Annotated in this window: 21 protein-coding genes; 4 read left to right on the forward strand and 17 right to left on the reverse strand. The window is 73.7% G+C overall.

The genetic code is table 11. From position 1 onward, the window contains the following. Positions 1-139 precede the first annotated feature (139 nt). Positions 140-1,357: a chorismate synthase gene (gene aroC / locus ATM99_RS06930; RefSeq protein WP_062102204.1), complete on the reverse strand. Its 1,218-nt coding sequence runs from the start codon at positions 1,355-1,357 to the stop codon at positions 140-142. A 94-nt stretch (positions 1,358-1,451) separates the two neighbouring features. Here aroC and ATM99_RS06935 point away from each other — a divergent pair, with 94 nt between their 5' ends. After that, positions 1,452-3,332: a DUF6541 family protein gene (locus tag ATM99_RS06935; protein WP_369798014.1), complete on the forward strand. Its 1,881-nt coding sequence runs from the start codon at positions 1,452-1,454 to the stop codon at positions 3,330-3,332. Here ATM99_RS06935 and ATM99_RS06940 read toward each other — a convergent pair. The 14 genes from ATM99_RS06940 to ATM99_RS07005 form a co-directional block, all read right to left on the reverse strand. After that, complete coding sequence (locus ATM99_RS06940) at positions 3,319-4,548, reverse strand: glycosyltransferase 87 family protein (protein ID WP_062102189.1); 1,230 nt, start codon at positions 4,546-4,548, stop codon at positions 3,319-3,321. The genes ATM99_RS06935 and ATM99_RS06940 overlap by 14 nt on opposite strands. Further along, positions 4,541-5,338, reverse strand: a complete 798-nt coding sequence (locus ATM99_RS06945; RefSeq protein WP_062102190.1) for a type 4a pilus biogenesis protein PilO — start codon at positions 5,336-5,338, stop codon at positions 4,541-4,543. Before ATM99_RS06945 ends, ATM99_RS06940 begins: the two co-directional genes overlap by 8 nt. Before the next feature lies 1 nt (position 5,339). Continuing rightward, a complete protein-coding gene (locus tag ATM99_RS06950) occupies positions 5,340-6,065 on the reverse strand; it encodes a PilN domain-containing protein (protein ID WP_062102191.1) in 726 nt (241 codons plus the stop codon). Beyond that, entirely contained in the window at positions 6,062-7,123 is a 1,062-nt protein-coding gene (pilM, locus tag ATM99_RS06955; RefSeq protein WP_062102192.1) for a type IV pilus assembly protein PilM, read from the reverse strand. The genes ATM99_RS06950 and pilM overlap by 4 nt, the downstream gene beginning before the upstream one ends. Before the next feature lie 86 nt (positions 7,124-7,209). Then, the gene (locus ATM99_RS06960; RefSeq protein ID WP_062102193.1) at positions 7,210-8,004 is read right to left on the reverse strand and encodes an A24 family peptidase; all 795 of its coding nucleotides are present in this window, start codon (positions 8,002-8,004) and stop codon (positions 7,210-7,212) included. After that, positions 8,001-9,593 (reverse strand): hypothetical protein, encoded by a 1,593-nt coding sequence (locus ATM99_RS06965; RefSeq protein ID WP_062102194.1) that lies wholly within the window; start codon positions 9,591-9,593, stop codon positions 8,001-8,003. Before ATM99_RS06965 ends, ATM99_RS06960 begins: the two co-directional genes overlap by 4 nt. A 23-nt stretch (positions 9,594-9,616) precedes the next feature. Next, a complete protein-coding gene (locus tag ATM99_RS06970) occupies positions 9,617-10,294 on the reverse strand; it encodes a type II secretion system protein J (protein ID WP_062102195.1) in 678 nt (225 codons plus the stop codon). Next, positions 10,287-12,053: a prepilin-type N-terminal cleavage/methylation domain-containing protein gene (locus ATM99_RS06975; RefSeq protein WP_062102196.1), complete on the reverse strand. Its 1,767-nt coding sequence runs from the start codon at positions 12,051-12,053 to the stop codon at positions 10,287-10,289. The genes ATM99_RS06970 and ATM99_RS06975 overlap by 8 nt, the downstream gene beginning before the upstream one ends. An 82-nt stretch (positions 12,054-12,135) precedes the next feature. After that, a complete protein-coding gene (locus tag ATM99_RS19870; protein WP_062102197.1) occupies positions 12,136-12,597 on the reverse strand; it encodes a type II secretion system protein in 462 nt (153 codons plus the stop codon). A gap of 148 nt (positions 12,598-12,745) precedes the next feature. Continuing rightward, positions 12,746-13,978 (reverse strand): type II secretion system F family protein, encoded by a 1,233-nt coding sequence (locus ATM99_RS06985; RefSeq protein WP_062102198.1) that lies wholly within the window; start codon positions 13,976-13,978, stop codon positions 12,746-12,748. Beyond that, a complete protein-coding gene (locus tag ATM99_RS06990; protein ID WP_304438270.1) occupies positions 13,978-15,546 on the reverse strand; it encodes a type IV pilus twitching motility protein PilT in 1,569 nt (522 codons plus the stop codon). Before ATM99_RS06990 ends, ATM99_RS06985 begins: the two co-directional genes overlap by 1 nt. A gap of 162 nt (positions 15,547-15,708) precedes the next feature. Beyond that, entirely contained in the window at positions 15,709-17,382 is a 1,674-nt protein-coding gene (locus tag ATM99_RS06995) for a GspE/PulE family protein (RefSeq protein ID WP_062102199.1), read from the reverse strand. A gap of 102 nt (positions 17,383-17,484) precedes the next feature. Further along, complete coding sequence (locus tag ATM99_RS19915; RefSeq protein WP_369798016.1) at positions 17,485-18,123, reverse strand: hypothetical protein; 639 nt, start codon at positions 18,121-18,123, stop codon at positions 17,485-17,487. Positions 18,124-18,299: 176 nt separating this feature from the next. Further along, positions 18,300-19,019 carry a hypothetical protein gene (locus ATM99_RS07005; RefSeq protein WP_062102200.1) on the reverse strand — a complete coding sequence of 240 codons (720 nt, stop codon included), beginning with the start codon at positions 19,017-19,019 and terminating at the stop codon, positions 18,300-18,302. Positions 19,020-19,237: 218 nt separating this feature from the next. On the opposite strand from ATM99_RS07005, the gene ATM99_RS07010 reads away from it, so the two are divergent. After that, complete coding sequence (locus ATM99_RS07010) at positions 19,238-20,092, forward strand: HAD family hydrolase (RefSeq protein WP_082659382.1); 855 nt, start codon at positions 19,238-19,240, stop codon at positions 20,090-20,092. Between the two features lie 324 nt (positions 20,093-20,416). Here the strand turns inward: ATM99_RS07010 and ATM99_RS07015 are convergent, their stop codons facing one another. Both ATM99_RS07015 and ATM99_RS07020 read right to left on the reverse strand, forming a co-directional pair. Further along, positions 20,417-21,292 carry a Fic family protein gene (locus ATM99_RS07015; protein WP_062102201.1) on the reverse strand — a complete coding sequence of 292 codons (876 nt, stop codon included), beginning with the start codon at positions 21,290-21,292 and terminating at the stop codon, positions 20,417-20,419. Then, the gene (locus ATM99_RS07020) at positions 21,289-21,768 is read right to left on the reverse strand and encodes an NUDIX domain-containing protein (protein ID WP_062102202.1); all 480 of its coding nucleotides are present in this window, start codon (positions 21,766-21,768) and stop codon (positions 21,289-21,291) included. The genes ATM99_RS07015 and ATM99_RS07020 overlap by 4 nt, the downstream gene beginning before the upstream one ends. Positions 21,769-21,867: 99 nt before the next feature. On the opposite strand from ATM99_RS07020, the gene ATM99_RS07025 reads away from it, so the two are divergent. Both ATM99_RS07025 and ATM99_RS07030 read left to right on the forward strand, forming a co-directional pair. After that, positions 21,868-23,322: an NAD-dependent malic enzyme gene (locus tag ATM99_RS07025; protein ID WP_062102203.1), complete on the forward strand. Its 1,455-nt coding sequence runs from the start codon at positions 21,868-21,870 to the stop codon at positions 23,320-23,322. Between the two features lie 74 nt (positions 23,323-23,396). Next, positions 23,397-24,341, forward strand: coding sequence for a formate/nitrite transporter family protein (locus ATM99_RS07030; RefSeq protein ID WP_062102207.1), 945 nt, complete (start codon positions 23,397-23,399; stop codon positions 24,339-24,341). The last annotated feature ends 271 nt before the right edge of the window (positions 24,342-24,612 follow it).

Below are 24,612 nucleotides of genomic sequence, written 5' to 3' on the forward strand. Positions count from 1 at the left end.
CGTCCGGCAGCCTAGTGCGCGGGCCCGCAGGGCCCCGGGGCGTCCGCCAGCCGGGCGGTGGCGCGGGCGCGCCCGCACGAGCGCACGACCGCACGAGCGCACGAGCGCACGAGCGCACGAGCGCACGAGCGCACGAGCGTCAGGCGAGCAGGTCCGGGATCGCCGCGACGTACGCCTCGAGGTTGCGGCGCACCTCGGCGACCGAGTCCCCGCCGGTCTTCTCCAGCAGCGTCTGCGCGACGACGAGGGCGACCATCGCCTCGGCGACGACCGCCGCGGGCGGGACCGCGCACACGTCGGAACGCTGGTGGTGCGCCGTGACGGGCTCCCCCGTCGCCGTGTCGACCGTCGCGAGCGCGCGCGGCACCGTCGAGATCGGCTTCATCGCGGCGCGCACGCGCACGACCTCGCCGTTCGACATGCCCCCCTCGATGCCGCCGGCGCGGTTGGTGCGCCGCACGATCCGCCCGGACGCGTCGCGCTCGATCTCGTCGTGGGCCTGCGAGCCGCGCCGGGCGGCGGTGCGGAACCCGTCGCCGACCTCGACGCCCTTGATCGCCTGGATCCCCATGAGCGCGGCGGCCAGTCGCGCGTCGAGCCGCCCGTCGGCCTGCACGTACGTCCCGACACCCGAGGGCAGGCCGTGCACGAGCACCTCGACGACGCCGCCGAGCGTGTCGCCGTCCTTGTGGCACTGGTCGATCTCGGCGACCATCGCCGCGCTCGTCGTGGGGTCGAAGCAGCGCACCGGGTCGGCGTCGAGGGCGGCGACGTCGTCGGGCGTGGGCGCCGGGGCGTCGTCCGGCACCGCGACGGGTCCGATCGCGACCACGTGCGACACCAGCCGCACGCCCGCGGCCTGCTCGAGGAACGCCGCCGCGAGCGTGCCGAGCGCGACCCGCGTCGCGGTCTCGCGGGCGCTCGCGCGCTCGAGCACGGGGCGCGCGTCGTCGAAGCCGTACTTGCGCATGCCCACCAGGTCGGCGTGCCCGGGGCGGGGGCGCGTGAGCGGGCGGTTGCGCGCGATCTCCCGCGCGTCACCGGTCCCCGCGTCGACCGTGAGCACCTCGGCCGGCACCGGGTCGGCCGCCATCACGTCCGACCACTTGGGCCACTCGGTGTTGCCGACCTCGACCGCGACCGGCCCGCCCTGCGACAGCCCGTGCCGCACGCCCGCGAGCAGCCGCACCTCGTCCTGCTCGAACTTCATGCGCGCGCCGCGACCGTGGCCGAGACGGCGCCGCGCGAGCGCGGCCTGGACGTCGGAGGTCTGCACCCGCACACCGGCGGGCAGACCGTCGAGGATGCCGACGAGCGCGGGACCGTGCGACTCGCCTGAGGTCAGCCAACGGAGCATGCGGGGATCCTCCCACGTCGCGGTCGCCGGCTCCGTGCCGTGCCACACGTCGGACGCGCTCAAGCGCAGGTGGCCGACTGCCGATCTGGTCCGCATGTCCTGGCTCGCGGCACTCGTCAGCGCGGTGCTCGCACTGGCCACGTTCTGGGCTCCCGGGCTTCTCGTCCTGCGCGCCTGGGGCTGGCGGGCCGATCCCGTCCTGCGATGCGCAGTCGCCCTCCCTGTGACGGTCGCCCTGCTGGGCGTGCCGCCGATGGTGCTCCAGGGCCGTCTTCGCTGGGGAGTGCCCGTGGCCGTCGGCGTGGTGGTCGCTGCCTGTGCCGGGGGTCTCCTCGTGCGTCGGCTCCGGCACGAGTCCGAGCCCGACGCCGCCGCGACGCGCGCGCCCCGGGCGGTCGTCCTGGGGATCGCCGGGGCCACCCTGCTGCAGCTGCTTCCCGTCGCTGCGGGGATGCGACGACCGGACGCGCTGCTGACAGCGCACGACACGACGTTCCATCAGGCCGCCGTGGCGTGGGTGCGCGCCACCGGTCGAGGGTCGAGCCTCTCGCTCCAGGAGTCGGTCGGGCGACCGACGGGGGGCGTCACCTTCTACGGCGCCGGCTGGCACGACGTCGCCGCGCTCGTGCCCACGTGGCCGGACCCGGCCGTCGTCTCGACGGTCACGATGCTCGTTCCCGTGGCGCTCGCCTGGACGCTCGGCATCACCGCCCTGACACGGGCGACGCTCCCGTCACGCCCCCGAGCGTGGGCGTGGGCTCCCTGGTTGTCCGTCGGGGGTGTCGCGCTCCCCGGATACCTGGTGCTGCGCCCCGAGGGCATGACCGCGAACGCCCTCGGCCTCGCGGCCGTCCCGGCTCTCCTCGCCCTCGTCCACCACGCCGGACGCCGGGCGGGTCCCTCGTGGGTCGTCGTCGCGGTCGCCGCAGCGGGTCTGGCGTTGTGCCACCCCAACGCGCTCGCCAGCACCGTCGTCGTCCTGGCACCGGTGGCGCTGCTCCGCTGGCTCCCGGCCGTCGCACGGCGTCGTCGGCCGTGGCACCTGGTGGCCGGCGTCGTCACGGTCGGGGCCGTGGCGTGCGGTACGGCACTCGTCGTCGGTCGGCGGATCCTCGAGCTCCTGGCGGCCTACCCCGCCGAGGCACCCCTCGGGGTCCCGGAGGCCGTGCTCCAGCTCCTGTCCGGCAACGCCACCGGGATGGGATGGGCCAGCGGCTTCCTCGTCGTGGCCCTGGGCGCCCTCGGCGCATGGTGGGGTCGCCGTCTTCCCGGGGCCACCGTGTGGTGGGGCGCCGCGGCGCTCGTCCTGCTCTACCTGCTCATGACCTCGTCGGCACCGTGGACGTCGGCCGCAGGGACGCTCTGGTGGGGCGAACCACGACGGTTCGCGCCCCTGGTCGGCGCCGTCCTCGTCCCGCCCGCGGCGCTCGCTCTCGACACCCTGGCCGGGCAGCTGCGCCAGCGCATGCGACCACGCCCCAGCCGCGCGTCCGCCGCCACCGTCCTCGGTCTGCTCGTTCTCGCCGGCGCGGTGCCCGCCGCGCTCGGGCACGCGGAGCTGGCGCGGGCGACGTTCCACCCGACAGCCGGGGACGCGGCACTCGCCGACGACGCCGAGCTCGACATGCTCCGTCGCGTGGCGTCGCGGCTCGACCCCGACCGGGCGGTCCTCGGGTCACCGTTCGCGGGGGCGGTCGCGCTCCTCGACCGCACGGGCCAGCGCCTCGTGAGCCCGGCGTCCAACGCGCAGGCGGACCCGCGCGCCGAGGCGGCGAGCGCACGGCTCACGACGGTCGGCGTCGACCCGGAGACGTGCCGACTTCTGCACGAGCTCGAGGTCGGCTACCTGTACGTCGACCCCGCGCCCTGGAACGCCGGACCGGGCCTGGCGGACCTGCGGAGCGCTCCGCCGTCCGGGGTCCGGCTCCTCGACCAGGGCGGGAGCGCAGCGGTGTACGAGGTCACGGCGTGCTGACGTCCGCACGCACGCCGAGGCGCATGCGCGGCCCTGAGGACGATCGCTCCAGCGTCAGGACGAGCAGAAGACCGGCGAGCAGGATCGAACCCACCGGGTAGATGACGGCCTGTGGCACCAGGTACGGGGCAAGGGTCAGGAGGGGCGTGGCAAGGGTCGCGGGAAGTCGCCACGCCCGCACGCGTGGATCGTGCGACGACCACGCCCAGACGAGTCCGACCGCCACCAGAGGGCCCGCGTAGTAGGTGAGCCGCAACGGGTCGAGCAGGAGGCGCATCGCGACCGCGCCGAGGACCGGAACCACGGGACCGGTCCTGGACCACCAGGCGAGACCTGCCCCGACGAGGCCGGCGACGGCCCCTTGCACCACCCGCAGGCCCCACTCGCTCCAACCCGTGACCCCTCCGAGCCACCCGAGCGCGGTGTCGGCACGAAATCCCCAGGCGAAGTCGAACGTGTGCACCTCGCCGCCCAGCGCGAAGGGCGCGTGCAGCAGCACGGTGCCCACCAGGGTCACGAAGCCTCCGACCAGGACCACCCGCGCGCGACGACCGAGGAGAAGCACGCCGCCCCCCAGTGCGCCCCACTGCTTGACAGCGATCGCGACGCACAGGAGCACGCCCGCTCTGCCCCCGTTCCCACTCGCGGCCGCCAGCGCCGCGCCGACGAGGACGAGGCCGACGACGATCTCCTCCGGGTGCCCGTTGCCGATGGCCTCGGCGACGTAGCCCCCCAGCACCAGCGCGCCCCCCACCGCCCACTGGGCGGGGAGCCGCGGCCGGCCGGCCGCGTGCGCGGCGCGGGACGCGGTCCACAGCGCGAGCACCACGATGAGCACGCTCTGGGCGCTCCCCAGGACCGTGCGGACGAGCTCCGGGCTGCCCACCGCCCCGATGAGCAGCGAGAGCGCCCCGATCACGACGAGATAGAGCGGACCGATCTGCAGGCCGCTCGTCGCGAAGACGTCGAGGCCGCGTTCCTGGAGGAGCGCGGCCCCTGAGTCCCTGAACAGGCCCGCGTCACCGTCCGGGACCGCCCAGGCGAACGAACCACCCACGATCGCCGCGACGGGGACGAGGACGACCGCCGGTCGGGCAGCGACTGCGACCAGCGCAGCACCGGTCCGTGGCCGGGCCGCCAGCAGCCTCTCGAGCTCGCGGGTCCACCAGACGACGAGTCGGCGCTCGCCGGCCCCGACGCGCGGCAGCCTACTCACCAGCAGCGGGTACCAGCGGGTTCTTCCCGGGCACGGATGCCGGGACGGCTGCGGGCTGCTCCGGAGCGGTCGCACCAGCCGCAGGGTCGGGCAGGACGTACGCGAACGCGGACAGCACGATCTCCTGGTCCCCGCGCGCCGTCGCCGGCTTGCCGCCGCCGGCCTCCGTCTCCTCCTGGCTCGTGCCGGTCAGATCGGTCACCAGCACGAGCCGCGGCAGGGCGCCCTGCAGATCTCCGACGAAGGCGACCGTGGCGTCGTACGTGCCCACCACGGTCAGGGACAGCGGGACCGCGACGAGACCGGCCGGCACCACGACGTCCGGCGAGGCGACCGGTGCCGCCTCTCCCCCCGCGCCTCCGGCAGCTGGTTCGGTGCCGTCGGTCCCCGCCCCCGCATCCGTCGTGGCCGGCGCTGCCGGGGCGGCGGCGACCGGCGGGACGACGAGCTGGGGCGGCGCCGGAGCCAGCGCGGTGATGGTGACGCCACGAGACTCGGCGATCTGGGCGATCTGACGCGTGAGGTCGGCAAGGCGCGCGGTCGTGGGGATCTGGACCTGCAGCGCGGCCAGCTCGGCCTTGTACTGGTCGAGCTTGGCGTAGTCGGCGGCGAGCTTCGTCACCTGCATCTCGAGCAGGTCGTTGCGCTGGACCGTCTGCGACGTCTGCTCGCGCACCTCGGCGGCCGCGTCGAACGCCGGGGAGATCGCCAGGAACCAGGCACCCGCCCCCAGGGCGACACCCGCCAGCGCCGTTCCCCCGATCCAGGTGCTGCGCTTCGAGCCGGCCATGTCAGCCCTCCTCGGAGGTCGCGGTCGCGTCGGCCGCGAACCTGTTGGAGTAGGCACCGGCAGTGACCTGCACGGTCCCGGACACCGTGTAGTACGGGTTCCCCGCGTCGTCCGCGGTGACGGTGAAGGCGGAGATCCACGCGTCGGAGAAGCCCGGCACGGAGTCGAGCGCCGTCGCCCAGTCCGCCGCGGTGGGTACCGTGACGGACCGTGCCGCGAACTGGATCTGACCCACCGCTGCGGCGGCCAACGGGCTCGCCGGCGCCGGCGCCGACGCCATCGGGCTCTCCCCGGAGTACCTGAGCGAGTCGATGCTCACGCCGTCGGGCAGGGCACCGCTGATGGCGCCGTAGTAGGTGGTCCACTGGATCTCGGTGGACATCCCGAGCTCACGCGCTCGCGTCGTGTCGTCGAGCCGGCCCAGGACGACCGGGACCTCGGCGTAGGTGGCCTGCTCGGCGAGAAGACGCTGCGTCTCCTCCTCCGCGGCGCGAAGGTCCGACCGTGCCTGCACCCCCGAGAGCACCGCGACGACGTAGACCAGCGCCAGTGCCAGCACCACCGTGGCGATGCCCAGCACCAGCCAGCGCTTGAGCTGGTGAAGCCCACGGGCGGCCGTGACCTCGGGCGGAAGGAGGTTGACCTGGGGCAGCGTCGGCGCAGCGCCGGTCGCACCCTTCTGCGCTCGTCCCGACCCCTTGCGGGAGGACTCCACGGTGGCGGTCATGCGGCGACTCCGTACGCGAGGCCCACGGGGAGGGCGAACGAGCTCTCCTGGCCGCGCAGGGCCTGGAGATTGGCGGTCTTGGCCGCGCGCAGCCCGGCCAACGGGTCGCCCAGCGTCGTGGCGAGGCGCGACGCGCTGGACAGGTACTGGCCGAACCCGGGCAGGTGCGCGCCGCCGCCCGTGAGCACGACGACCTCGATCCCCAGCCCCGGGTTGTTGCCCGCGAAGTACACGAACGTGTTGCGGATCGCCTCGACCTGCGACCTGACGACCCCGTTGACGGCCTCGGCCGCCCCGGCGCTCTCCTGCGGGGCGGAGAACCCGACCCCCACGGCACGCTTGATCTGCTCGGCCTCCGGCATCGACGTCCCGAGTGCTGCCGCGACGGCAGCGGTCACCGTGCCACCGCCCGTCGGCAGCGCGCGGACGAGCCGGGGCACTCCCCGCACCGCGACGACCACGGTCGTCACGGACGCGCCGAGGTCGACGTACGCGGCAACCGCGTTGGCGAAGTCACCGCGCCCGACGGACCTCAGCAGCGCGAAGCCGTTCAGGTCGACCATCACCGGCCGCAGACCGGCAGCCTCGACCGCGAGGACGTTCGCGTTGACGGTGTCGCGCTGGGCCGCGACGAGCATCCCCTGGAGCATCCGCCCCCGCTCGCCCTGCGTCTCACCCGTCGGGTAGTAGTCCAGGAGGGCCTCGTCCGCGGACATCGGCAGCAGGTCGTTCACCTGGAACGGCAGCGACGCCTTCAGCTGCCCGATCGGGAGCCAAGGGAGATCGAGCTCGCGAACGAGCACCCGCTGGTTGCCGACGCCGAGCACGACGTCCTTGCTCTCAAGGCGTGCCGTCCCCCACAAGGTCCGCAAGCTCTGCGACACGACCTCTGGCTGCACGACCTCCCCGTCGCGCACCGCACCCTGGGGCAGCGCCTGCTCGCCGACACGCACGACGGTCGGCGTCGATCTCGTGCGGTCCCCCTTGGCGAACTCGAGCTCGACGGCACGGACCGCGGTCGAGCCGATGTCGAGCCCGATGACCCGGGTGCTGGCCACTGAGTGCCCCTTCCTCGCGCGGACGTTCCAGTGGCGTATCGGTCCACGTGACGGCGGACTTGAGCCACCGGACCCACGACGTGACGTCAGAGCTGGAGGACGGTGTCCCAGTACCAGTCGAGCGCGGGCCCCGCGACGAGCGGAGCGGCGAGCGCGCCGAGGAGCATCCACGGCCCGAAGGGGATGCCCGTCTTGCGCCCGGCGCGCCGGGCGGCCATGAGGACGAGGCCGAAGACGGCGCCCAGCAGGAACGGCAGGAACAGGCCGACGGCCCACACCCCCCAGCCGAACCACCCGAGGAACATCCCCAGGACGCCGCTGAGCTTGAGGTCACCCAGCCCCATACCGGCGGGGTGCACCAGCACGAGCACCAGGTAGACGGCGAGCATCGCGAGCCCGCCGAGCACGGACCGCCCCAACGCGTGCCAGTCGGACGTCCCCCCGGGGTCGAGGCTCGCCAGCGCCAGGAGCACGAGGACCACCGGGTACGACGGCAGGACGATCGCGTCAGGGAGCCGGTGGACGTCGATGTCGATGAGCGCGAGCGCGACGGCGACGGCGACGACGTACAACGCGACGGGCAGCAGCCACGACGGCCCGACCACGGCGGCGGTGGCGGCGAACAGCAGAGCCGTGACCGCCTCGACCAGCGGATACCGCACGGAGATGGGTGCGGCGCAGGCACGGCACCGACCACGCAGCAGCACCCACGACACGACCGGCACGTTGTCGCGGGGCTGGATCGAGGCGCCGCACCGCGGGCACGCGCTCGGCGGGTGGACGACCGACTCGCCGCGCGGGACACGCCAGACCACGACGTTCAGGAACGAGCCGATCAGGAGTCCCGCGACCGCGCAGACACCCACCAGCAGTCCCGTCATGGGGCCTTGACCTCCCGCTTGTAGACCACGTCGACCCGGTACCCCGACGAGACGGTCGGGTTCGTGCTCGGCAGGTCCACACCGGGGATCCCGATGGGCACGTACCGCATCGTCATGTTGTTGCGCAGCACCACGTCCTTGCCGTAGAGCTGCCCGTAGAACGTCATGGTGTTGTTGGTCTCCAACGAGCACGGGGTGTACCCGAAGAAGGTGATCGGGGCGACCGCGATCGACCCGGAGTCGAACTTGATGTTGCCCGAGCGGTACGACCCTACGGTCTTGTTGCACTCCGCGACGCCGTTGGGCGTGGCGTCCGGGTCGGGCACGATGATCCAGACGCGGTGCTGGTTGCCGTCGGCCGAGGTGATCTGGAAGTTGCCGGTCGCGTAGAAGTCGCTGGCGAAGATGACGAGGTCGGCGCGCAGCTTGATGTTGAGGTTGCCCTCGAACCGGGTCTGGGAGCAGAAGCGGGTGTCGAAGATCGTCGGCACCGTCGGACCGACGAGCGGACCCTTCAGGCTCCAGCTGTCACCCGCGACCCGGCACTTGTCACCGTCGGGCTTGTACGGGTCGGACCACGTCTCGGCGTTGTTGGCGTGCGCGTTCTGCGTCACCCAGTCCTTATACGCCTGCGCACGGTCTCCCGAGTTGACGAAGCCCACCCAGTCCGACGGGATGTAGTTGACCTCGGGCAAGCCGACCTTCTGGTACTGCGGGAGACCGGCTGCGCCCACGCCCGTGCGCGTCGTCCCTGCGACCTGCGGCCCGGCGCCCCAGGTCGTGACCGAGCCGGCCACGATGAGGTCACGCCCGTACCTGGACCCGCCGGCGAGCGTGGCGTCGGAGGCGACGTACGTGTCCTGCCCGACGGTCGCCAGTCCGGCGCTCTGGGCGCCGTGCACGGTGAGCTTCTGCTTCGACCACAGGTCCTGGGTGACCCGGCAGGCGCCCGAGATCTCGGTCTTGCCCTGCACGACGATGAGGTTGCCGTCGATCTTGACGTTCGAGTTGCAGTTCACGTCGCCCGTGTCGACCCACACGTCCACGGGCGTGTCGGGCAGCGTCGTCTCGAGCGTGAAGCTGTTCGTCGTCATGATGGAACCCGACGCGAAGATCGCCGCGCCTCGCCCGTCGATCGTCAGCGGCGTGAGGTTGACCTTGGTCTGGACGGCGCGTGAGGCGTCCGTCGCGGTGCTGTCCGCCACCGCGGTCACGACCGCACTGGCAGGCACTCCGGACAGCACGCCGGCCGTGCAGGTCAGCGCGTTGTTGTGGTCGTCGAAGTAGGCGATCGACGCCGTGGCCGAGGTGGCGCTCGGGCCACCGCCTCCGCTGTAGCTGCCGCTGGCCGGCCAGGCGCAGGGCGTAGCCGTCTCGAGCTCGGCGAACACCGCGTCGACCGCACCCTCGGCGGTGTGGACCTCAGCCGTGCGGGCCCGGTCCTCGCCGGAGTCGCGCGCGCCCTGGATGACCGAGGCGATCACGACGCTCGCGAGCGCGATGCCGATCAGCGCGACCGCGACCGCGGAGACGAGGGCGCTACCACGGTCACGACCGGCACTGCTGAGTCGCCCCGACAGGACGCGCATGATGTCTCCTTCGTCGAACGCGGTCACGGAGCGGGAACCGTCCCGCAGCTGTCTGCCGGATAGCCGAACACGGTGTTGCGGCCCGTCAGCACGGACGTCACCGTGCTCGGCGCCGAGGACGCGCTCTGCGCCTCGTCCTTGACGCGGAGAGTCACGCGGATCGTCTGCGCCTCTGAGGAGGCACCACCGGTACGGGACTCCACGAAGAACGGGGGCCACGTCTCGGGGCGGCTCGCGTCGAACGTCCCGGTCGGACGGACGACGTCACGGGCCACGACGCGCCAGTCCGCGACCCCCCCGGTCACCTGCCACGACGGTCGCCACGAGCGGAACTCGAGGACGCCGCGGTCGGAGGACGCCGGGTACCGGACGCGCCACTGCACGCACTGGTAGCTGCCGTCGGTCTGCGTGTACACGCGCAACGAGTACTGCGACGGCACGCCCGAGGCCGAGACCGTCTCCGCGGCCGGGTCCGAGATCACGTTCCCCGAGCGGACCTGACGATCGATCTGCATGAGACCGATCCGCGCCTGGTCGGCTGCGCGGGTGCGCGCCAGGTTGTCCTTGGTCTGCTGGCTGACGGTGACGAGGATCGAGAACACGATCGCGAGCAGCCCGGCGAAGATCGTCATGGAGATCATCAGCTCGACGAGGGTCAGACCGCGGTCGGCCGGCCGGCCGGCCGGCGTTCGCTCACGCATCGGGTGCCGCCTTGTACGCGGCGTTCGCCTTGGAGGTCCCGAGGTTCGTGGCCGACACGAACGCCGTCGACGTCGTGCCGTCCGTCGCGGTCCATCGCACCGAGACCGACAGCGTGCCGGTGTCGGCGTCGATCGAGCACCCCTCACCGGTGCACGCCACGGGGTCGACGTTCGAGGCGATCGACATGGCCGACGTGATGCTGACAGTGGCCTCGGCGGTCACGGTCCAGCCGCCCGACGTCCAGGTGACGGGCGCACCGGCGTAGGTGCCCGAGGACGTCCGGTCGACCGTCACGGAGGAGTAGCCGCTGCCTGTCCAGTACTGCAGCGTCGCCGTGCGGGACGTCACCGCGCTCGGCACCGGCTGCAGCTTGCCCCTCTCGACCCGCACGCCGTCGCTGTACGCACCGACCTTGACCAGCCCGTCGGGCGCCGCCCCACCGTTCCACGGCCCCAGGCCGAACTGCGCCGACGGGATCGTGCGCGTCGTGCCGGCCGCTACGCAACCAGCGCCGTCGAGGACCGTGCACCCGACCGCGGTGGATCCGGCGGCGCTGCTCATCCGGCCGCCGAACGACGACGCTGTGCCGCCGGCCCCGATGGCGGCCAGCCCGAAGGTGGTCCCGGCGACGTCCATCTCTGCCCCCGTGGCACCGCCACCGGTCATGGTCGCACCCGCGCAGCCCTGGCCGGCGGGGACGCCGGCGGCGCAGGAGGCGACCATCGAGGACTTGGCGACACCGCCCACGCCGGAGGCGGGACGAAGGCGGAGCGTCAGCCCGCCCCCGCTGAGCGTGACAGGCGGAGCGGCCCCGAGCACCGTGCGGTCGGCGGGGTTCGCGGGCGCCGCCCCGGCGGCACCGACGTCGTTGGACGCCTGGTTCACCGCCTGGTCGCCGCCGGTCGACAGCGCGGTCGCAGCGGGGTCCTGCTGCACGAAGGACGCACCCGGGAGTCCGACGGTCGCGTCCGCCGAGCTCGTCTGCTGCGACGTCACACCGACACCGGTGCGTCCGCCGGTGATGCTGGCCGAGGCGTAGATCGTGCCTGCGAGGAGCTCGGCCGGTGCGACGCCCGACACGGGGTCGAACGCGGTCGGCGTCACGCTCGTCGCGGGTGCCACGGATCCGCCGTTCGCGGAGAAGATCGCTTGGCACGCCCCGAGGAAGGGCATGTTCGCGTTGTCGCCGCAACCACCCTGGGGCGCGTAGGCCTCGGAGCGCAGCATCACGCTCTGCGTCTTCGTCGTGCTGCGCACGGTCCACGAGGTGATGACCGTCAGGGTCAGGACGCCGGAGGCGGTGGCCGGGTTGCGTGACACGTACGCCCGCGAGAGGAACTCCACGCCGGGGATGGACGGGTCGGTCTGCCGGGTGACGTTCGTCCCGCCGGCACCTGAGAGCGGCGCGGCATCCAGGGCCTGCGACGAGTCGGTCACCAGCACCTCGTCCACGCCTGTCGCGGACGGCGGGCGGAGACGCCCGCCGGCGACGTTGGGGTCGGCCCCAGCGGACTGGAAGCCGGTGTGCATGCCCTTGCTGAGGACCAGGTACGGAAGCGCGCGGAGCTCTTCCATGACCTGGTTGCTGACAGAGGTGGCCAGCGTGCGCTGCCTGCTCTGCGCGCTCGTCACGAGGGCGGAGACCTGCACCATCATCAGCGAGACCAGCACCATCGTGATGATGACCATCGCCACGAGCAGCTCCATGAGGGTGAACCCCTCGTCGGGCTGCCGCATCGCCCGTCGCAGCCTGCGCACGATCCCTTCCCCTCCAGCAGTGACGACGTGGTGGTGGCGGGCGCGTCCCGCGCCCGCCACCACCACGAGGTGAAGCGATCGATCAGCTGCAGCCCGTGGTCGACAGACCGTTCTGCGCCGAGTAGTACGCAGCGGTACGCGTGCCGCTCGTGTACGTCACCGTGACGCACCAGCGGGTCGCGGCGTCCGAAGCCGTCGTGGGGGTCGCGCCCACGTAGGACAGCGCGGCGCCGGAGACGGGCGTCGAGACCTTGCCGATGTCGGTGAGCGCGCCGATCGAGTAGCGACCGTTGGCCGCGCCCGGGCCGCTGAAGTTCCCGGCCGCCAGCACGGCGCTCGCGTCGACGTAGTAGGTCGCGATCTCCTTGCCGAGCGTCGACACGTCCGACGTCGCGGCGGTGTCGTTCGCCTTCTTGCGCTGGTTGAGGAACACGGGGATCGCGATGGCCGCGAGGATCCCGATGATGATCATGACGACGAGGAGCTCGATCAGGGTGAAGCCCTGGTCCTTCTCGTCGATGGACTTGCGGATCCGAGCGATCACGCCGGCCTCCTGTGGTGTGCGTTTACGGGGAGAAGTCCGGCCGCCACGGGCCGGGTCGGGTCGTGCATTCCGTCTATCGACGGCCCGCCGGCCGACCTTGAGTCCTGTGACCCGCGAGGCCGCACGATCACCCGTTCGGCCGTGTGCGCTACTGGATGACGTTGAAGATCTGGAAGATCGGCATGTACAGGCCGATCACGATGAAGCCGATGATGCCGCCGATCCCGACGATCATGAGGGGCTCGATGAGGCTCGTGAGCTGCTCGGTCGTGGCCTCGACCTCCTGGTCGTAGAAGTCCGCGACCTTGCCCAGCATCGAGTCGAGAGCCCCGGTGTCCTCACCCACAGCCATCATCTGGACGACCATGGGAGGGAAGACCGCGTGCTGCGACAACGGCCCTGCCAGCGACTCGCCCCGGCGTACCGAGTCCTGCACGGCTCGCGCCGCGTGCTCGATCACGACGTTGCCGGACGTCTGGCCGACGATGTCGAGCGCCTGCAGCAGCGGCACGCCGGCGTGGATCATCGTGCTGAAGTTGCGTGTGAACCGGGAGATCGCGATCTTGCGCGCGAGCGGGCCGAAGACCGGCACCTTGAGCTTGAACGGGTCCAGCCGCTCCCGGATCGAGTCGTCGTTCTTGTGCCGGCCCCACCACACGGAGAAGCCGACCAGCGCGATCGCGGTCGGCACGATCGTCCATTTCATGATGTTCGACAGCACCACGAGGACCTTGGTGAGGAACGGCAGCTCGCCGCCGAGCGAGGCGAACATGTTCGCGAAGATCGGCACGATGAACAGGAGCATCCCGATCATCGCCAGGATCGCCACGACGAACACCACGACCGGGTACGTCATCGCGGACTTGATCTTGCCTCGCAGCTTCACCTCGGCCTCGAAGTTGTTCGCGACCGAGATCAGGACCTGGTCGAGGAAGCCACCGACCTCGCCCGCCTTCACCATGTTGATCATGAGCGGCGGGAACACCTCGGGGTGCTTGCCGAGCGAGACCGAGAAGGCGGTGCCCACCTCGACGTCGCTGCGGACCTGCGCCAGCACCTTCGCCAACGGCTTGGACTCGGTCTGCTCGGCGAGGATCGTCAGGGCCCGCAGCAACGACAGCCCGGAGTCGATCATCGTCGCGAGCTGGCGCGCCATGATCGCCAGGTCCTTGAGCTTGATCTTGTTCCCGCCGAAGCCCGGGATGCTGATCTCGGTCTGCAGCCCCCCCGTGCTGACCTCGGAGATCGAGACGGCTGCCAGGCCCATCTCGCGCAGCCGGTTCGCGACCGCCGCCTGGTTGGGGGCCTCGACACGGCCCTTGATGATCTTCCCCGCACGGTCACGGACCGCGTACTCGTACGTCTTGGCCGCGCTCGCCATCACAGCACCTGCCCCCCGAAGCCGCCAGCCGCGCTCGCGACGCCCGCCTGAGCCTGCGACTGGCCGGAGAATCGTCCGGTCAGCCGGTTGAAGTCCTCGACGTGGTGGCACTTCTCGAGGCCGACCTCGTAGGAGATGCGCCCCGACCGCACGAGATCGGCGAGGTGCTGGTCCATGGTGTGCATGCCCTGCTTCGCCCCGGCCTGCATGGCGGAGTAGATCTGGTGCGTCTTGCCCTCGCGGATCAGGTTCCGGATGGCGGGCGTGGCCACCATCACCTCGGTCGCGACCGCACGTCCCTGGCCGTCGTGACGCCTGCACAGCGTCTGGCAGACGACCGCCTGGATGGCCCCCGCGAGCTGCGTGCGCACCTGCGCCTGCTGGTGCGACGGGAACACGTCGATGACGCGGTCGATGGTCTGCGCGGCGTCCTGCGTGTGCAGCGTCGCGAAGACGAGGTGGCCGGTCTCCGCCGCGGTCAGCGCGACCGAGATCGTCTCGAGGTCGCGCATCTCGCCGACCAGGATGATGTCGGGGTCCTGGCGCAGCACGTGCTTGAGCGCGTTGGCGAACGAGTGCGTGTCGGCACCGACCTCGCGCTGGTTGATGATCGACTTCTTGTGCCGGTGGAGGAACTCGATGGGGTCCTCGACGGTCATGATGTGGTCCTCGCGCGTGCGGTTCGCGAGGTCGACGATCGAGGCGAGCGTCGTGGACTTGCCCGACCCGGTCGGCCCCGTGACCAGCACGAGGCCGCGGGGCAGCCCCGCGAACGTCCCGACGACCGGGGGAACGCCGAGCTCCTCCAGCGGCTTGATCTCGTACGGGATGACACGGAACGCGGCACCGACCGACTCGCGCTGCACGTACAGGTTGACGCGGAACCGCGCGAGCCCTCGCACGGCGTGCGAGAAGTCCAGCTCGAGGTTCTCCTCGAACGTCTCGCGCTGCTTCTGCGACAGGATCGCGTAGATCGACCGGCGCAGAGCGTCCGGCGTGAGCGTGCCGAAGTGCTCCATCGGCTTCAGCGCACCGCTGAGCCGCACCATGGGCGGTGAGCCGGACGTCAGGTGCGCGTCCGAGCCGCCCAGCTGCACGAGCTCGCGCAGCACCGCCTCGATGTCGACGTCCCCCTCGTGCCGGTCCTGACCGATCCCGGCCCGTGCGGCGGGGCGTGCGACGACGGGGGCGGCCGGGGCCTCGGAGCGTCGCGTGCGCTGCGACGCCGGCATCGGCGCCACGGTGGGCGGCGCCGACGGTCCGGCCGGCACCGGGAGGCCGGTGGGAACGGGTCGCGCGCCCGGCACCGTCGGGGCGCCGCCGTACGGCGTGACCGGCGGCCCGGCCGGGACGCTCCCGAACGGCATCGGCCCACCCTGCGCCTGCGGCGGCGGTGCCGCCGACCACGCGGCCTGCGCCGGCACCTGCGGCCCGGCGCCCTGCGTCGGCACCTGCGGCCCGGCGGACTGCGACGGCACGGGCGAGTACGTCGCCTGCGGCCCCGCGGGCCGGTACGGCGGCAGCGGCCGCGTCGGCTCGGGCGGGAGTGCCTGGTACGGCTCGGTCACGTGGTCCTCCGGCGTCACGGCGTCGCCGCCCGGGGCGGCGGGGCACGCGGGTGCCCGTGGTTGTCATCGGCCGTGACGTGCGGGGACTTGAGGGCCCCACCGCGACGACGGCCCGGTCCTCCGGCGTCGACCCCCGCACGTCAGGCGGCCCGGCCGCGCACGTCAGGCGACGACGCGCAGGATCTCCTCGATCGACGTCTGACCGAGCGCGACCTTGTGCCAGCCGTCGTTCCGCAGCGACGTCATGCCCTGCTTCTCGGCGGTGGCGGCGATGTCCGCCGACGACGAGTGCGCGACGGCGTGCCGCTCGATGTCCTCGGTGACGCGCATGACCTCGTGCAGCGCGAGACGCCCCTTGTAGCCCGTGCGCGAGCACGCGCTGCACCCGGCGGGCCGGAACAGCTCGGGCAGCGGCTCCCCCGGCACCCACGGGAACCGCGCGGCCTCGAGCTCGGTCGGCGTCGGGACGTACGGCTCCTTGCACTTCGGGCAGAGTCGCCGCGCGAGCCGCTGCGCGACGACGCAGTCGAGCGCGGACCCCACGAGGAACGGCTCGATGCCCATCTCCGTCAGTCGCGTCACGGCCGACGGAGCGTCGTTGGTGTGCAGGGTCGACAGCACGAGGTGACCCGTGAGGGCGGCCTCGATCGCGATCTGCGCGGTCTCGTGGTCGCGGATCTCGCCGAGCAGCACGACGTCCGGGTCCGAGCGCAGGATCGAGCGCAGCGCCGCGGCGAACGTCAGTCCGGCCTTGGGGTTGACCTGCACCTGGTTGATGCCCGGCAGCCGGTACTCGACCGGGTCCTCGACCGTGATGACGTTGATCTCGGGGCGCGACACCGCGTTGAGCGTCGCGTACAGCGTGGTCGACTTCCCGGACCCCGTCGGCCCGGTGACGAGGATCATGCCGTAGGGCTTGGTGTACGACTCGCGGTACGTCTCGTAGTTGTGGTCGAGGAACGACAGGTCGCGCAGGTCCAGGCTCGCCGTGGAGTTGTCGAGGATGCGCATGACGATCTTCTCGCCCCACACCGTCGGCAGGGTCGCCACGCGCAGGTCGATCTTCCGACCCTGGTGGTTCACCGACATGCGGCCGTCCTGCGGCTTGCGCTTCTCGGCGATGTCGATGTCGCTCATGATCTTCACGCGGCTGATGACGCCGCCCTGGATGTTCTTGGGCGAGCGCTGCGTCTCGTGCAGCACGCCGTCGATCCGGTACCGCACGCGCAGGTCGTGCTCCGTCGGCTCGATGTGGATGTCCGACGCCCGGTCGGTGATCGCCTGCGTCACCAGCAGGTTGACGTACCGCACGATCGGCGCGTCGTCGTCCACGAAGTCCCCGAGCCGAGACAGGTCCGCCTCGGGCGCGGCCTGCTCGTCCTCGAACGCGCTGGACAGGTCCTCCATCTCGTCGTCGGCGCGGCAGAACCGGTCGATCGCCCGCAGCACGTTGTCGTACGTCGCGACGACGGGGATCACCGCCATGCCCGAGACGGTGCGCACGTCGTCGACGGCGACGACGTTGCCGGGGTCGGCGGTCGCGAGCACGAGGGCACCGTCCCGCAGGCCGACGGGCAGCACCGCATAGCGGCGGCAGAGCGCGGCCGGGACCATGCTCACCGCGGCACGGTCGACCGCGTACTCGTCGAGGTCGACGAACTCCATGCCCACCTGCGCCGCGAGGGCGCGCACGAGCTGGGCCTCCGTGAGGACCCCCAGCTCGACGAGCGTGCGTCCCAGGGACGTCCCCATCGAGGTCTGCTCGTCGAGCGCCGCGAGCAGCTGCGCCTCCGTCACGAGCCCCTCGTCGAGCAGGACCTCACCCAGCTGCTTCACGCGCGCCTCCTCGTTCCGCGGCGCCGCGAGCTGGCGCCCCCGAGGTCATCGGCACGTGCGGCGCCCGGCTGAAGCGCGAGCGTGGGCGAACGTCCGGGCAGGTCAGGCCGGGACGAGCGCCGACCGGAGCGCCTCGTCCATCGCCGCGACGGGCGCGACGTGCCCCGTCATGAGCCGCACCTGCTCCGCCGCCTGGTGCAGCAGCATGCGCTCTCCCCCGACGACCGTGCCACCACGCCGCGCCCAGGCCGCGCCGAGCGCGGTCGGGCGGGGGTCGTAGCAGACGTCGAGGAGCACCCCCGCGACGGCCTCGGGCAGCAGGTCCGCGAGCGGGTCGGCCGCGTGCGCGGGCAGCGTGCTCACGACGACGTCGACGCGCGCGACCTCCGACGCCGCGTCGTCGAGCCGACGCCCCGCCGCGGCGGCGAGCCGGACCGCGAGGGCCCGCACCTCGGCGGGCGAGCCGAGGTCGACGTCGACGTGTGCGAGCCGCCCCGCCCGCTCGACCCACACGTCCCGCGGGCCGTTGACCAGCACGTCGGTGACCGCCGGGTCGTCGAGCCAGCGCTGCAGGGGCCCGGCGCCGAGCAGCTCGTCGGCCACGGCGCGGACGGTCTCCGCGAGCGCGACGGGGCCGAGCAGCGCGCCACCGGCCCGCGACGCGGCGTCGACGAGGCGGGTCAGCTCGTCGTCGCGGGGTGCGGCCCCGGTCTGGACGCGATCGCGCAGCGCGTCACGCACGCGCTCGACCACGCCGGGCGGGGCCGCACGTCGCTCGGGTGCGGCGCACACCGGACCCGGCCGCGACGCGCCCGCGCCTCCCGCCGGTCCACCTCCCGGCAGCGACCGGCCGTCGGGCGTCGGGCCGCGGCCGTGCGGAACGGACCACGGCGAGGGCACGTCGTGCTGCGCCACGCTCACCCGGCGCCTCCCGCGACGACGAGCCGCCGCGCGACGGCCTCGGCGGCGCGCGCCGCGGGTCCGCGCCCGCCGAGCCCGACGCGCTCGGCCCGCGCGGCCAGACCACGGTCGTGGCGCGCGACGTGCCAGACGTCGAGACCCGTGGCGTCGGCCAGGTCCGTGGCGCCCAGTCCCGCCGGTCCGCCGGCCCGGACGACCAGTCCGCACGCCGCACCGGAGGCGAGCAGCCGTGGCCGCAGCGCGAGCGCGCCCGCGACGCACCGCAGGTCGGGCCGGGCCACGACGACGACCGCGTCGCAGGCCGGGAGCGGTGCGTCCCCCTCGACGACCGCGCCCCGCCCGAGGTCGAGGACGAGCGCGCCGACGGCGCCCGCGAGCGCGTGCAGCACGTCCACCCGCACACCCGGGTCGACCGGTTCGGGGCGCGTGCGGTCGGCGGAGAGCACCGCGCACGCGCCCCACCGCGGCAGCAGCGCGAGCACGTCGGCGCCCCGGACATCACCCGCGGCGCCGCGCAGGTCGGGCCAGCGCGCACCGTCGAGGTCCTCGGCACCGACGACGACGTCGAGGCCCGCTGCGGCGGGGTCGAGGTCGACGAGCGCCGTCGCGGTGCTGCGGGACAGCCGCCGCGCGAGCAGGGCCGCGAACGTCGAGGCGCCCACGCCGCCACCGGCCCCCACGACCCCGACCACGGTGGCCCTGCGTGCGTGCTCCATGCGTGCTCCCGTCCTCGACCCCCGCCGCACGGCGGACGCGCCCAGGCTGACGACGGGCCGGGGCGCGGTGGCGGTGTGCGCGCGCGTCCGTGGTCGGCGGAGTCGCGCCCCCGGCCTGGGGGCGGCTCGCCGCGCGCGAGGGACCCGCGAAGCGGCGCACGTGTCGGCGGTCACCGCTAAGCTCGCGCAGGTCAGGTCCCCGACCGTCGCGGAGCGTCATGGCCGTCCCCGTCGAGCCCACCGGTGGGTCGCCCGCCGGTCGTCCCGGAGCGCCCGGTCGGGGGGTGCCGCACCGTCGCGTCGCGGCGTTCTTCGACCTCGACAAGACCATCATCGCGACGTCGTCCGCGACCGCGTTCTCCAAGGGGTTCCTCGCGCAAGGCCTGCTGACGCGCCGCTCGGTCGTCGCGTCGGCCTACGCCCAGCTCGCGTACCTGCTGGGCGGTGCCGACGAGGCGTCGACCGAGCGGCTGCGCGCGGCGCTCGCGCGCACCGTGGCCGGGTGGGACGTCGCGCAGGTCTCCACGATCGTGCGCGAGACGCTGCACGAGTCCATCGACCCGACGGTGTACGCCGAGGCGCTCGACCTCATCGCCGAGCACCGCGCCGCGGGTCACGACGTCGTCGTGGTCTCGGCCTCGGGGGTCGAGGTCGTGGAGCCGATCGCGGCGCTCGTGGGCGCCGACCGGGCGATCGCGACACGGATGACGGTCGAGGACGGCCGCTACACGGGCGAGATCGAGTTCTACGCGTACGGCGAGAACAAGGCGACCGCGATCCGGGAGCTCGCGGCGGCCCGCGGCTACGACCTCGAGGCGTCGTTCGCGTACTCCGACTCGATCACCGACGCGCCCATGCTCGCCGCGGTCGGCCACGGGGCGGTCGTCAACCCCGACCGCACGCTGCGGCGCCTCGCCCTGGCCGAGGGGTGGGACGTGCTCACCTTCCGCCGGCCCGTGCCGCTGCGGCGCCTGGACACGCGCGTGGGCGTGACGTCCGGCGCGGTGCTCGGGGTGCTCGCCGCGCTCGTCGTGGCGGCGTGGTGGTGGCGCCGACGCCGCCGTCCCGCCTGACGGTCACGGCGTCTCGGCATCCGGCACCGTCGCCGCCCTCGCCTGCGGCGACGCGCACGACCGTTGCCCCCGCGGTGGGTCGGGTGTAGGACGGGACCACAACTGAACGACCGCGAGAGCACCCACGCGCAGGATGGCCCCCCTCTGGGCCGGTCGACCGGGCTGGACCCGGAGCGACCACGACGATGCACGCCTGATCACTCTCCGGTCGTCGGTACGGCGACGGCGCTCCCCTGGGGCGCCGTCGTCGTGCGCGGCCCCGCCGCCGCGGCCACCGACCCCCTCCGCGACCGGCCTCCCGGCCCTCGCCCGCGCCGCGACCGCTCAGCCGTCGCGCCGGGCGTGCCGTCCCGCGAGCACCTCGTCCGCGACGCCGCGCGCGAGACCAGCCCCGCGTCGCACCGCGTCGGCGTACCCGACCAGCCACGCGGTGACGCCGTCGACGTCCTCGGCGGCGTAGCGCGCCGCGGTCGCGACGTAGGCGGGCGGCGCGTCCCGCCACACCTCCTCGGGCAGCACCGTGCCCGTCGGGTCCAGGCCCGTGCGCGTCGTGAGCAGACGCGACAGGGCCCGGGCCACGACGCCGTTGGCGCCCGCGAACGGCCGCACCGCGAGCAGCTCGGCGTGCACCACCGCGGTCACGACGAGGCCCGGCGCACGCGAGACGGCCGCGTCCCGCAGCACCGCGGCGACGCGGTCGCTCGCGACGGCGGGCGGCGGCGCCTCGCCCAGCCCCCGCAGGTCGCCGGGGGCGCCGGTGCGGGGCCGGCCGAGGTCGCCGTCGAGCAGGACGCCCGCGCCCGCGGCCGCGTGCAGCCGCGCGAGCACCTGCGGCAGCGGCACGGCCACGCCGCCGGGCCGGGCACCCAGGTCGGGCAGGTGCCGCTCGAGCAGCGCCTGGGCCCGCAGCGCCCCGCCGGCGACGGCCTCGACACCACCGCCGGGACCCGACGCCCCCGTCGCCCACGCGCGCAGCGCCTCGACGCCCACGGGCGCACCGTCGAGCGTCGCCGACGCGGCGGCGGCCCGCAGCCCGGTCTCGGCCCGCACCTCGCGCCAGCGCCGCCGGAACGCCTCGTGCCAGCGCAGCTCCTCGCACGCGGTGCGCGCGGCGTCCACCGCGTCCGCGACGCCGGGCAGGGTCGCGAGGTCCGCGAGCGGGTCGTGGCCCCCCGGGGTGCTCGTGCGGCGGTCGCTCACGCGGTGAACGTCGCCTCGCCGCGCTCGGGCAGCGCGGCGTCCAGGCGCGCCCGCATCGACGCGGACATCGCGGGCAGGTCGTCGAGGTCGTACCACGCGGCGGCGGTGTTCTCGCCGTCGGCGGGGTGCGGCACGCCCGACTCCCAGCGGCAGCGGAACGTCAGGTCGAGGTACACCGAGCGGTCGCCGTTCTCGTACACGACGGGCCCGACGACGCTCACGTGCGCGAGCCGCTGCGCGGTCGCCACGACGTCGGCCTCCTCGAGGACCTCGCGCACGGCCGCGACCGCGGGCTCCTCGGCGGGGTCGACGATGCCCGTGACGGGCGTCCACTCGCCGGTGTCGGCGCGGCGGACCAGCAGGACCTGCGTGCGCCCGGCCTGCTCGCGCAGCACGACGGCGGTGACGCCGGGCAGCCACAGCTGGTCGTGCCCGACGCGCTCGCGCAGGGCCAGGACGAAGGGCGGGACGGGCATCCGCCGATGCTACGGGGCGGCGAGGGACCACGCGGCCGCTCCGCCGGCCCGCGCCAGCGCCCCCGGGCGGACCGCCGCGCGCACGTCCACAATGTCGGCATGGTCTCCGCGCCCTCCGTGTCGTCGTCCATCACCGCCCGCCTCGAGGTGCAGGCCCGCCCGACGGCGGTGTCGGACCTCACCACCGCCATCGAGCGCGCGGGCGGCATCGTCACGGCGCTCGACGTCACGGCGTCGTTCAGCGAGGCGATGACGGTCGACGTCACGTGCGCGACGCGCGACGCGGACCACGCCGCCGACGTCGTGCACGCGCTCGAGGAGCTCGACGGCGTCACCGTGCAGCGCGTGTCCGACCGCACGTTCCTCATGCACCTGGGCGGCAAGCTGTCGATCGAGTCGAAGGTGCCGCTGCGCAACCGCGACGACCTGTCGATGGCCTACACGCCGGGCGTGGCGCGCGTGTGCCAGGCCATCGCCGAGCACCCCGAGGACGCGCGCCGCCTCACCATCAAGCGCAACACGATCGCGGTGGTCACCGACGGCACCGCGGTGCTGGGGCTCGGCGACATCGGCCCGCTCGCGGCGCTGCCCGTCATGGAGGGCAAGGCCGTGCTGTTCAAGCGGTTCGCGGACATCGACGCGTTCCCGATCTGCCTCGACACGACCGACGTCGACCGCATCGTCGAGACGGTCGTCGCCATCGCGCCCGTGTTCGCGGGCATCAACCTCGAGGACATCTCGGCCCCGCGCTGCTTCGAGGTCGAGCGGCGCCTGCGCGAGCGGCTCGACGTGCCGGTGTTCCACGACGACCAGCACGGCACCGCGATCGTCGTGGTCGCGGCGCTGCGCAACGCCCTGCGGGTGGTCGGCAAGCGCATCGAGGACGTGCGGGTCGTGATGTCCGGGGCAGGTGCCGCGGGGACGGCGGTGCTCAAGCTCCTGCTGGCCGCGGGGGCGCGCGACGTGGTCGTCGCGGACGTCGAGGGCGTGATCCACCGCGACCGGCCCGGGCTGAGCCCGTCGCTGCGGTGGACCGCCGAGGCCACCAACCGTCGCGGCGTCACCGGCACGCTGCGCGACGCGGTCGTCGGCGCCGACGTGTTCGTCGGCCTGTCGGCGCCCGACGTGCTCACCGGCGACGACGTCGCGCGCATGGCACCGGGCTCGATCGTGTTCGCGCTGGCCAACCCCCGCCCCGAGGTGGACCCCGACGACGCGGCCCGCACCGCGGCGGTCGTCGGCACGGGGCGGTCCGACTTCGCCAACCAGATCAACAACGTCCTGGCGTTCCCCGGCGTGTTCCGCGGGCTGCTCGACGCGCAGTCGCACCGCATCACCGACGCGATGCTGCTCGCGGCGGCCGAGGCGCTCGCCTCCACGGTGCGCCCCGAGGAGCTCAACCCGACGTACATCGTCCCGAGCGTGTTCCACCCCGACGTGACGTCGGTCGTCGCGGCGGCCGTGCGGCGCGCGGCGCAGGCCGACGGCTCGGGCCGCGAGCCGAGCGCCGCGACCGGGGAGATCGCCGCGGTCCGGCTGCGCACGCACGACTGACACGCGGCCGTCAACCCGGACCGCCGGAACTTTCGTCCCACGTCCGGGCGGTGACCACGCACGACGATGGACGCGTGCTGAGCATCCCCGAGGCGGTCGCCACCCACGGCGACGGCGCCGTCCACAAGGTCGAGCTGACCCGCACCCCCGGGCTCTTCCTCGTCCGCACCATGCTCGCCGGCGCCTACATCGGCATCGGCGTGCTCATCATGGTCACCGCCGGCGGGCCGCTGGCCGTCGCCGGGTCGCCGTGGGCCCCCCTGGTCAACGGCGCGGTGTTCGGCATCGCGCTCATGGTCGTGCTGGTGGCGGGCGGCGAGCTCGCGACGAGCGCCATGATGATCCTCACGCAGGGCGCGATGCTCGGGCGGATCGGCTGGGGCCGCGCGGCGGCCACGCTCCTCGCGTGCCTGGGCGGCAACCTGCTGGGCGCCATGGTGTTCGCGGGGCTGCTGCACGTGTCGGGCGTGCTCGCACCGGGCACCGCGGGCGGCGACACGATCGCGCACATGATCGCGCACAAGGCCGAGGCGACGACGCTCCAGCTCGTGGTCCGGGGCATCCTGTGCAACCTGATGGTCTGCCTCGCGGTGTGGTGCTGGGCCCGTCTGACCAGCGAGATCGCCCGCATCGCGGCCGTGTTCGCGTGCGTGCTGGTGTTCATCACCTCGGGCTTCGAGCACGTCGTGGCGAACATGACGACGTTCTCGCTCGGCCTGTACGGCGGTCTGCCGCACGCGACCGTCGCCGAGTTCGCGCGCAACGTCCTCGCGGTCGGCGTGGGCAACACGATCGGCGGCGGGCTGCTCGTCGGCGCCGCGTACGCGTACGGCGTCCGGCGCGTCGTCGCCACCGAGACCCTGGTGGCCCCCGGGATCGAGGAGCCGGCGGACGACGCCCACCGACCCCTGGGGGCCGACGTCGCACCGCGGGCGACCGCCCCGGCCACCGCCGCCTCGCCCTCCGTCGCGGCGGCTCGCACCCCGCGCGCCGAGACCGCCGGCACCGCCTCGCGCTGACGCGACCTCGGCGGCCCGCTCCGCGGGAGGCGCGCGGCACGGCCGGCGCGCGGCCGGCGGTCCCGGGACCGGTCCGCAGGACCACGGGCGCGGCGCCGGGACGACGGGCCGACGCGCCGCCCTCGCCGACCGGCGTGCCGGCCGTCCGGGCAATACCGTGTCGGCAGGCGTCGCACGCCGCGCCGCCGCGACCCGAGGAGCACGCGTGAGCACCTCCGACCCGACGCGTCCCGACGACGCCGACACCGACACCGGACGGCACGCGGTCGCC

It is taken from the genome of Cellulomonas sp. B6, from assembly GCF_001462455.1.
Lineage (GTDB): Bacteria > Actinomycetota > Actinomycetes > Actinomycetales > Cellulomonadaceae > Cellulomonas.

Excerpts from the sequence above, each read along its gene's own strand:
- aroC (WP_062102204.1), bottom strand. The coding sequence starts at position 1,357 with ATGCTCCGTTGGCTGACCTCAGGCGAGTCGCACGGTCCCGCGCTCGTC.
- ATM99_RS06935 (WP_369798014.1), top strand. The coding sequence starts at position 1,452 with ATGTCCTGGCTCGCGGCACTCGTCAGCGCGGTGCTCGCACTGGCCACG.
- ATM99_RS06945 (WP_062102190.1), bottom strand. The coding sequence starts at position 5,338 with ATGGCCGGCTCGAAGCGCAGCACCTGGATCGGGGGAACGGCGCTGGCG.
- ATM99_RS06950 (WP_062102191.1), bottom strand. The coding sequence starts at position 6,065 with ATGACCGCCACCGTGGAGTCCTCCCGCAAGGGGTCGGGACGAGCGCAG.
- ATM99_RS06960 (WP_062102193.1), bottom strand. The coding sequence starts at position 8,004 with ATGACGGGACTGCTGGTGGGTGTCTGCGCGGTCGCGGGACTCCTGATC.
- ATM99_RS06965 (WP_062102194.1), bottom strand. The coding sequence starts at position 9,593 with ATGCGCGTCCTGTCGGGGCGACTCAGCAGTGCCGGTCGTGACCGTGGT.
- ATM99_RS06970 (WP_062102195.1), bottom strand. The coding sequence starts at position 10,294 with ATGCGTGAGCGAACGCCGGCCGGCCGGCCGGCCGACCGCGGTCTGACC.
- ATM99_RS06985 (WP_062102198.1), bottom strand. The coding sequence starts at position 13,978 with ATGGCGAGCGCGGCCAAGACGTACGAGTACGCGGTCCGTGACCGTGCG.
- ATM99_RS07005 (WP_062102200.1), bottom strand. The coding sequence starts at position 19,019 with ATGGAGCACGCACGCAGGGCCACCGTGGTCGGGGTCGTGGGGGCCGGT.
- ATM99_RS07010 (WP_082659382.1), top strand. The coding sequence starts at position 19,238 with ATGGCCGTCCCCGTCGAGCCCACCGGTGGGTCGCCCGCCGGTCGTCCC.
- ATM99_RS07020 (WP_062102202.1), bottom strand. The coding sequence starts at position 21,768 with ATGCCCGTCCCGCCCTTCGTCCTGGCCCTGCGCGAGCGCGTCGGGCAC.
- ATM99_RS07025 (WP_062102203.1), top strand. The coding sequence starts at position 21,868 with ATGGTCTCCGCGCCCTCCGTGTCGTCGTCCATCACCGCCCGCCTCGAG.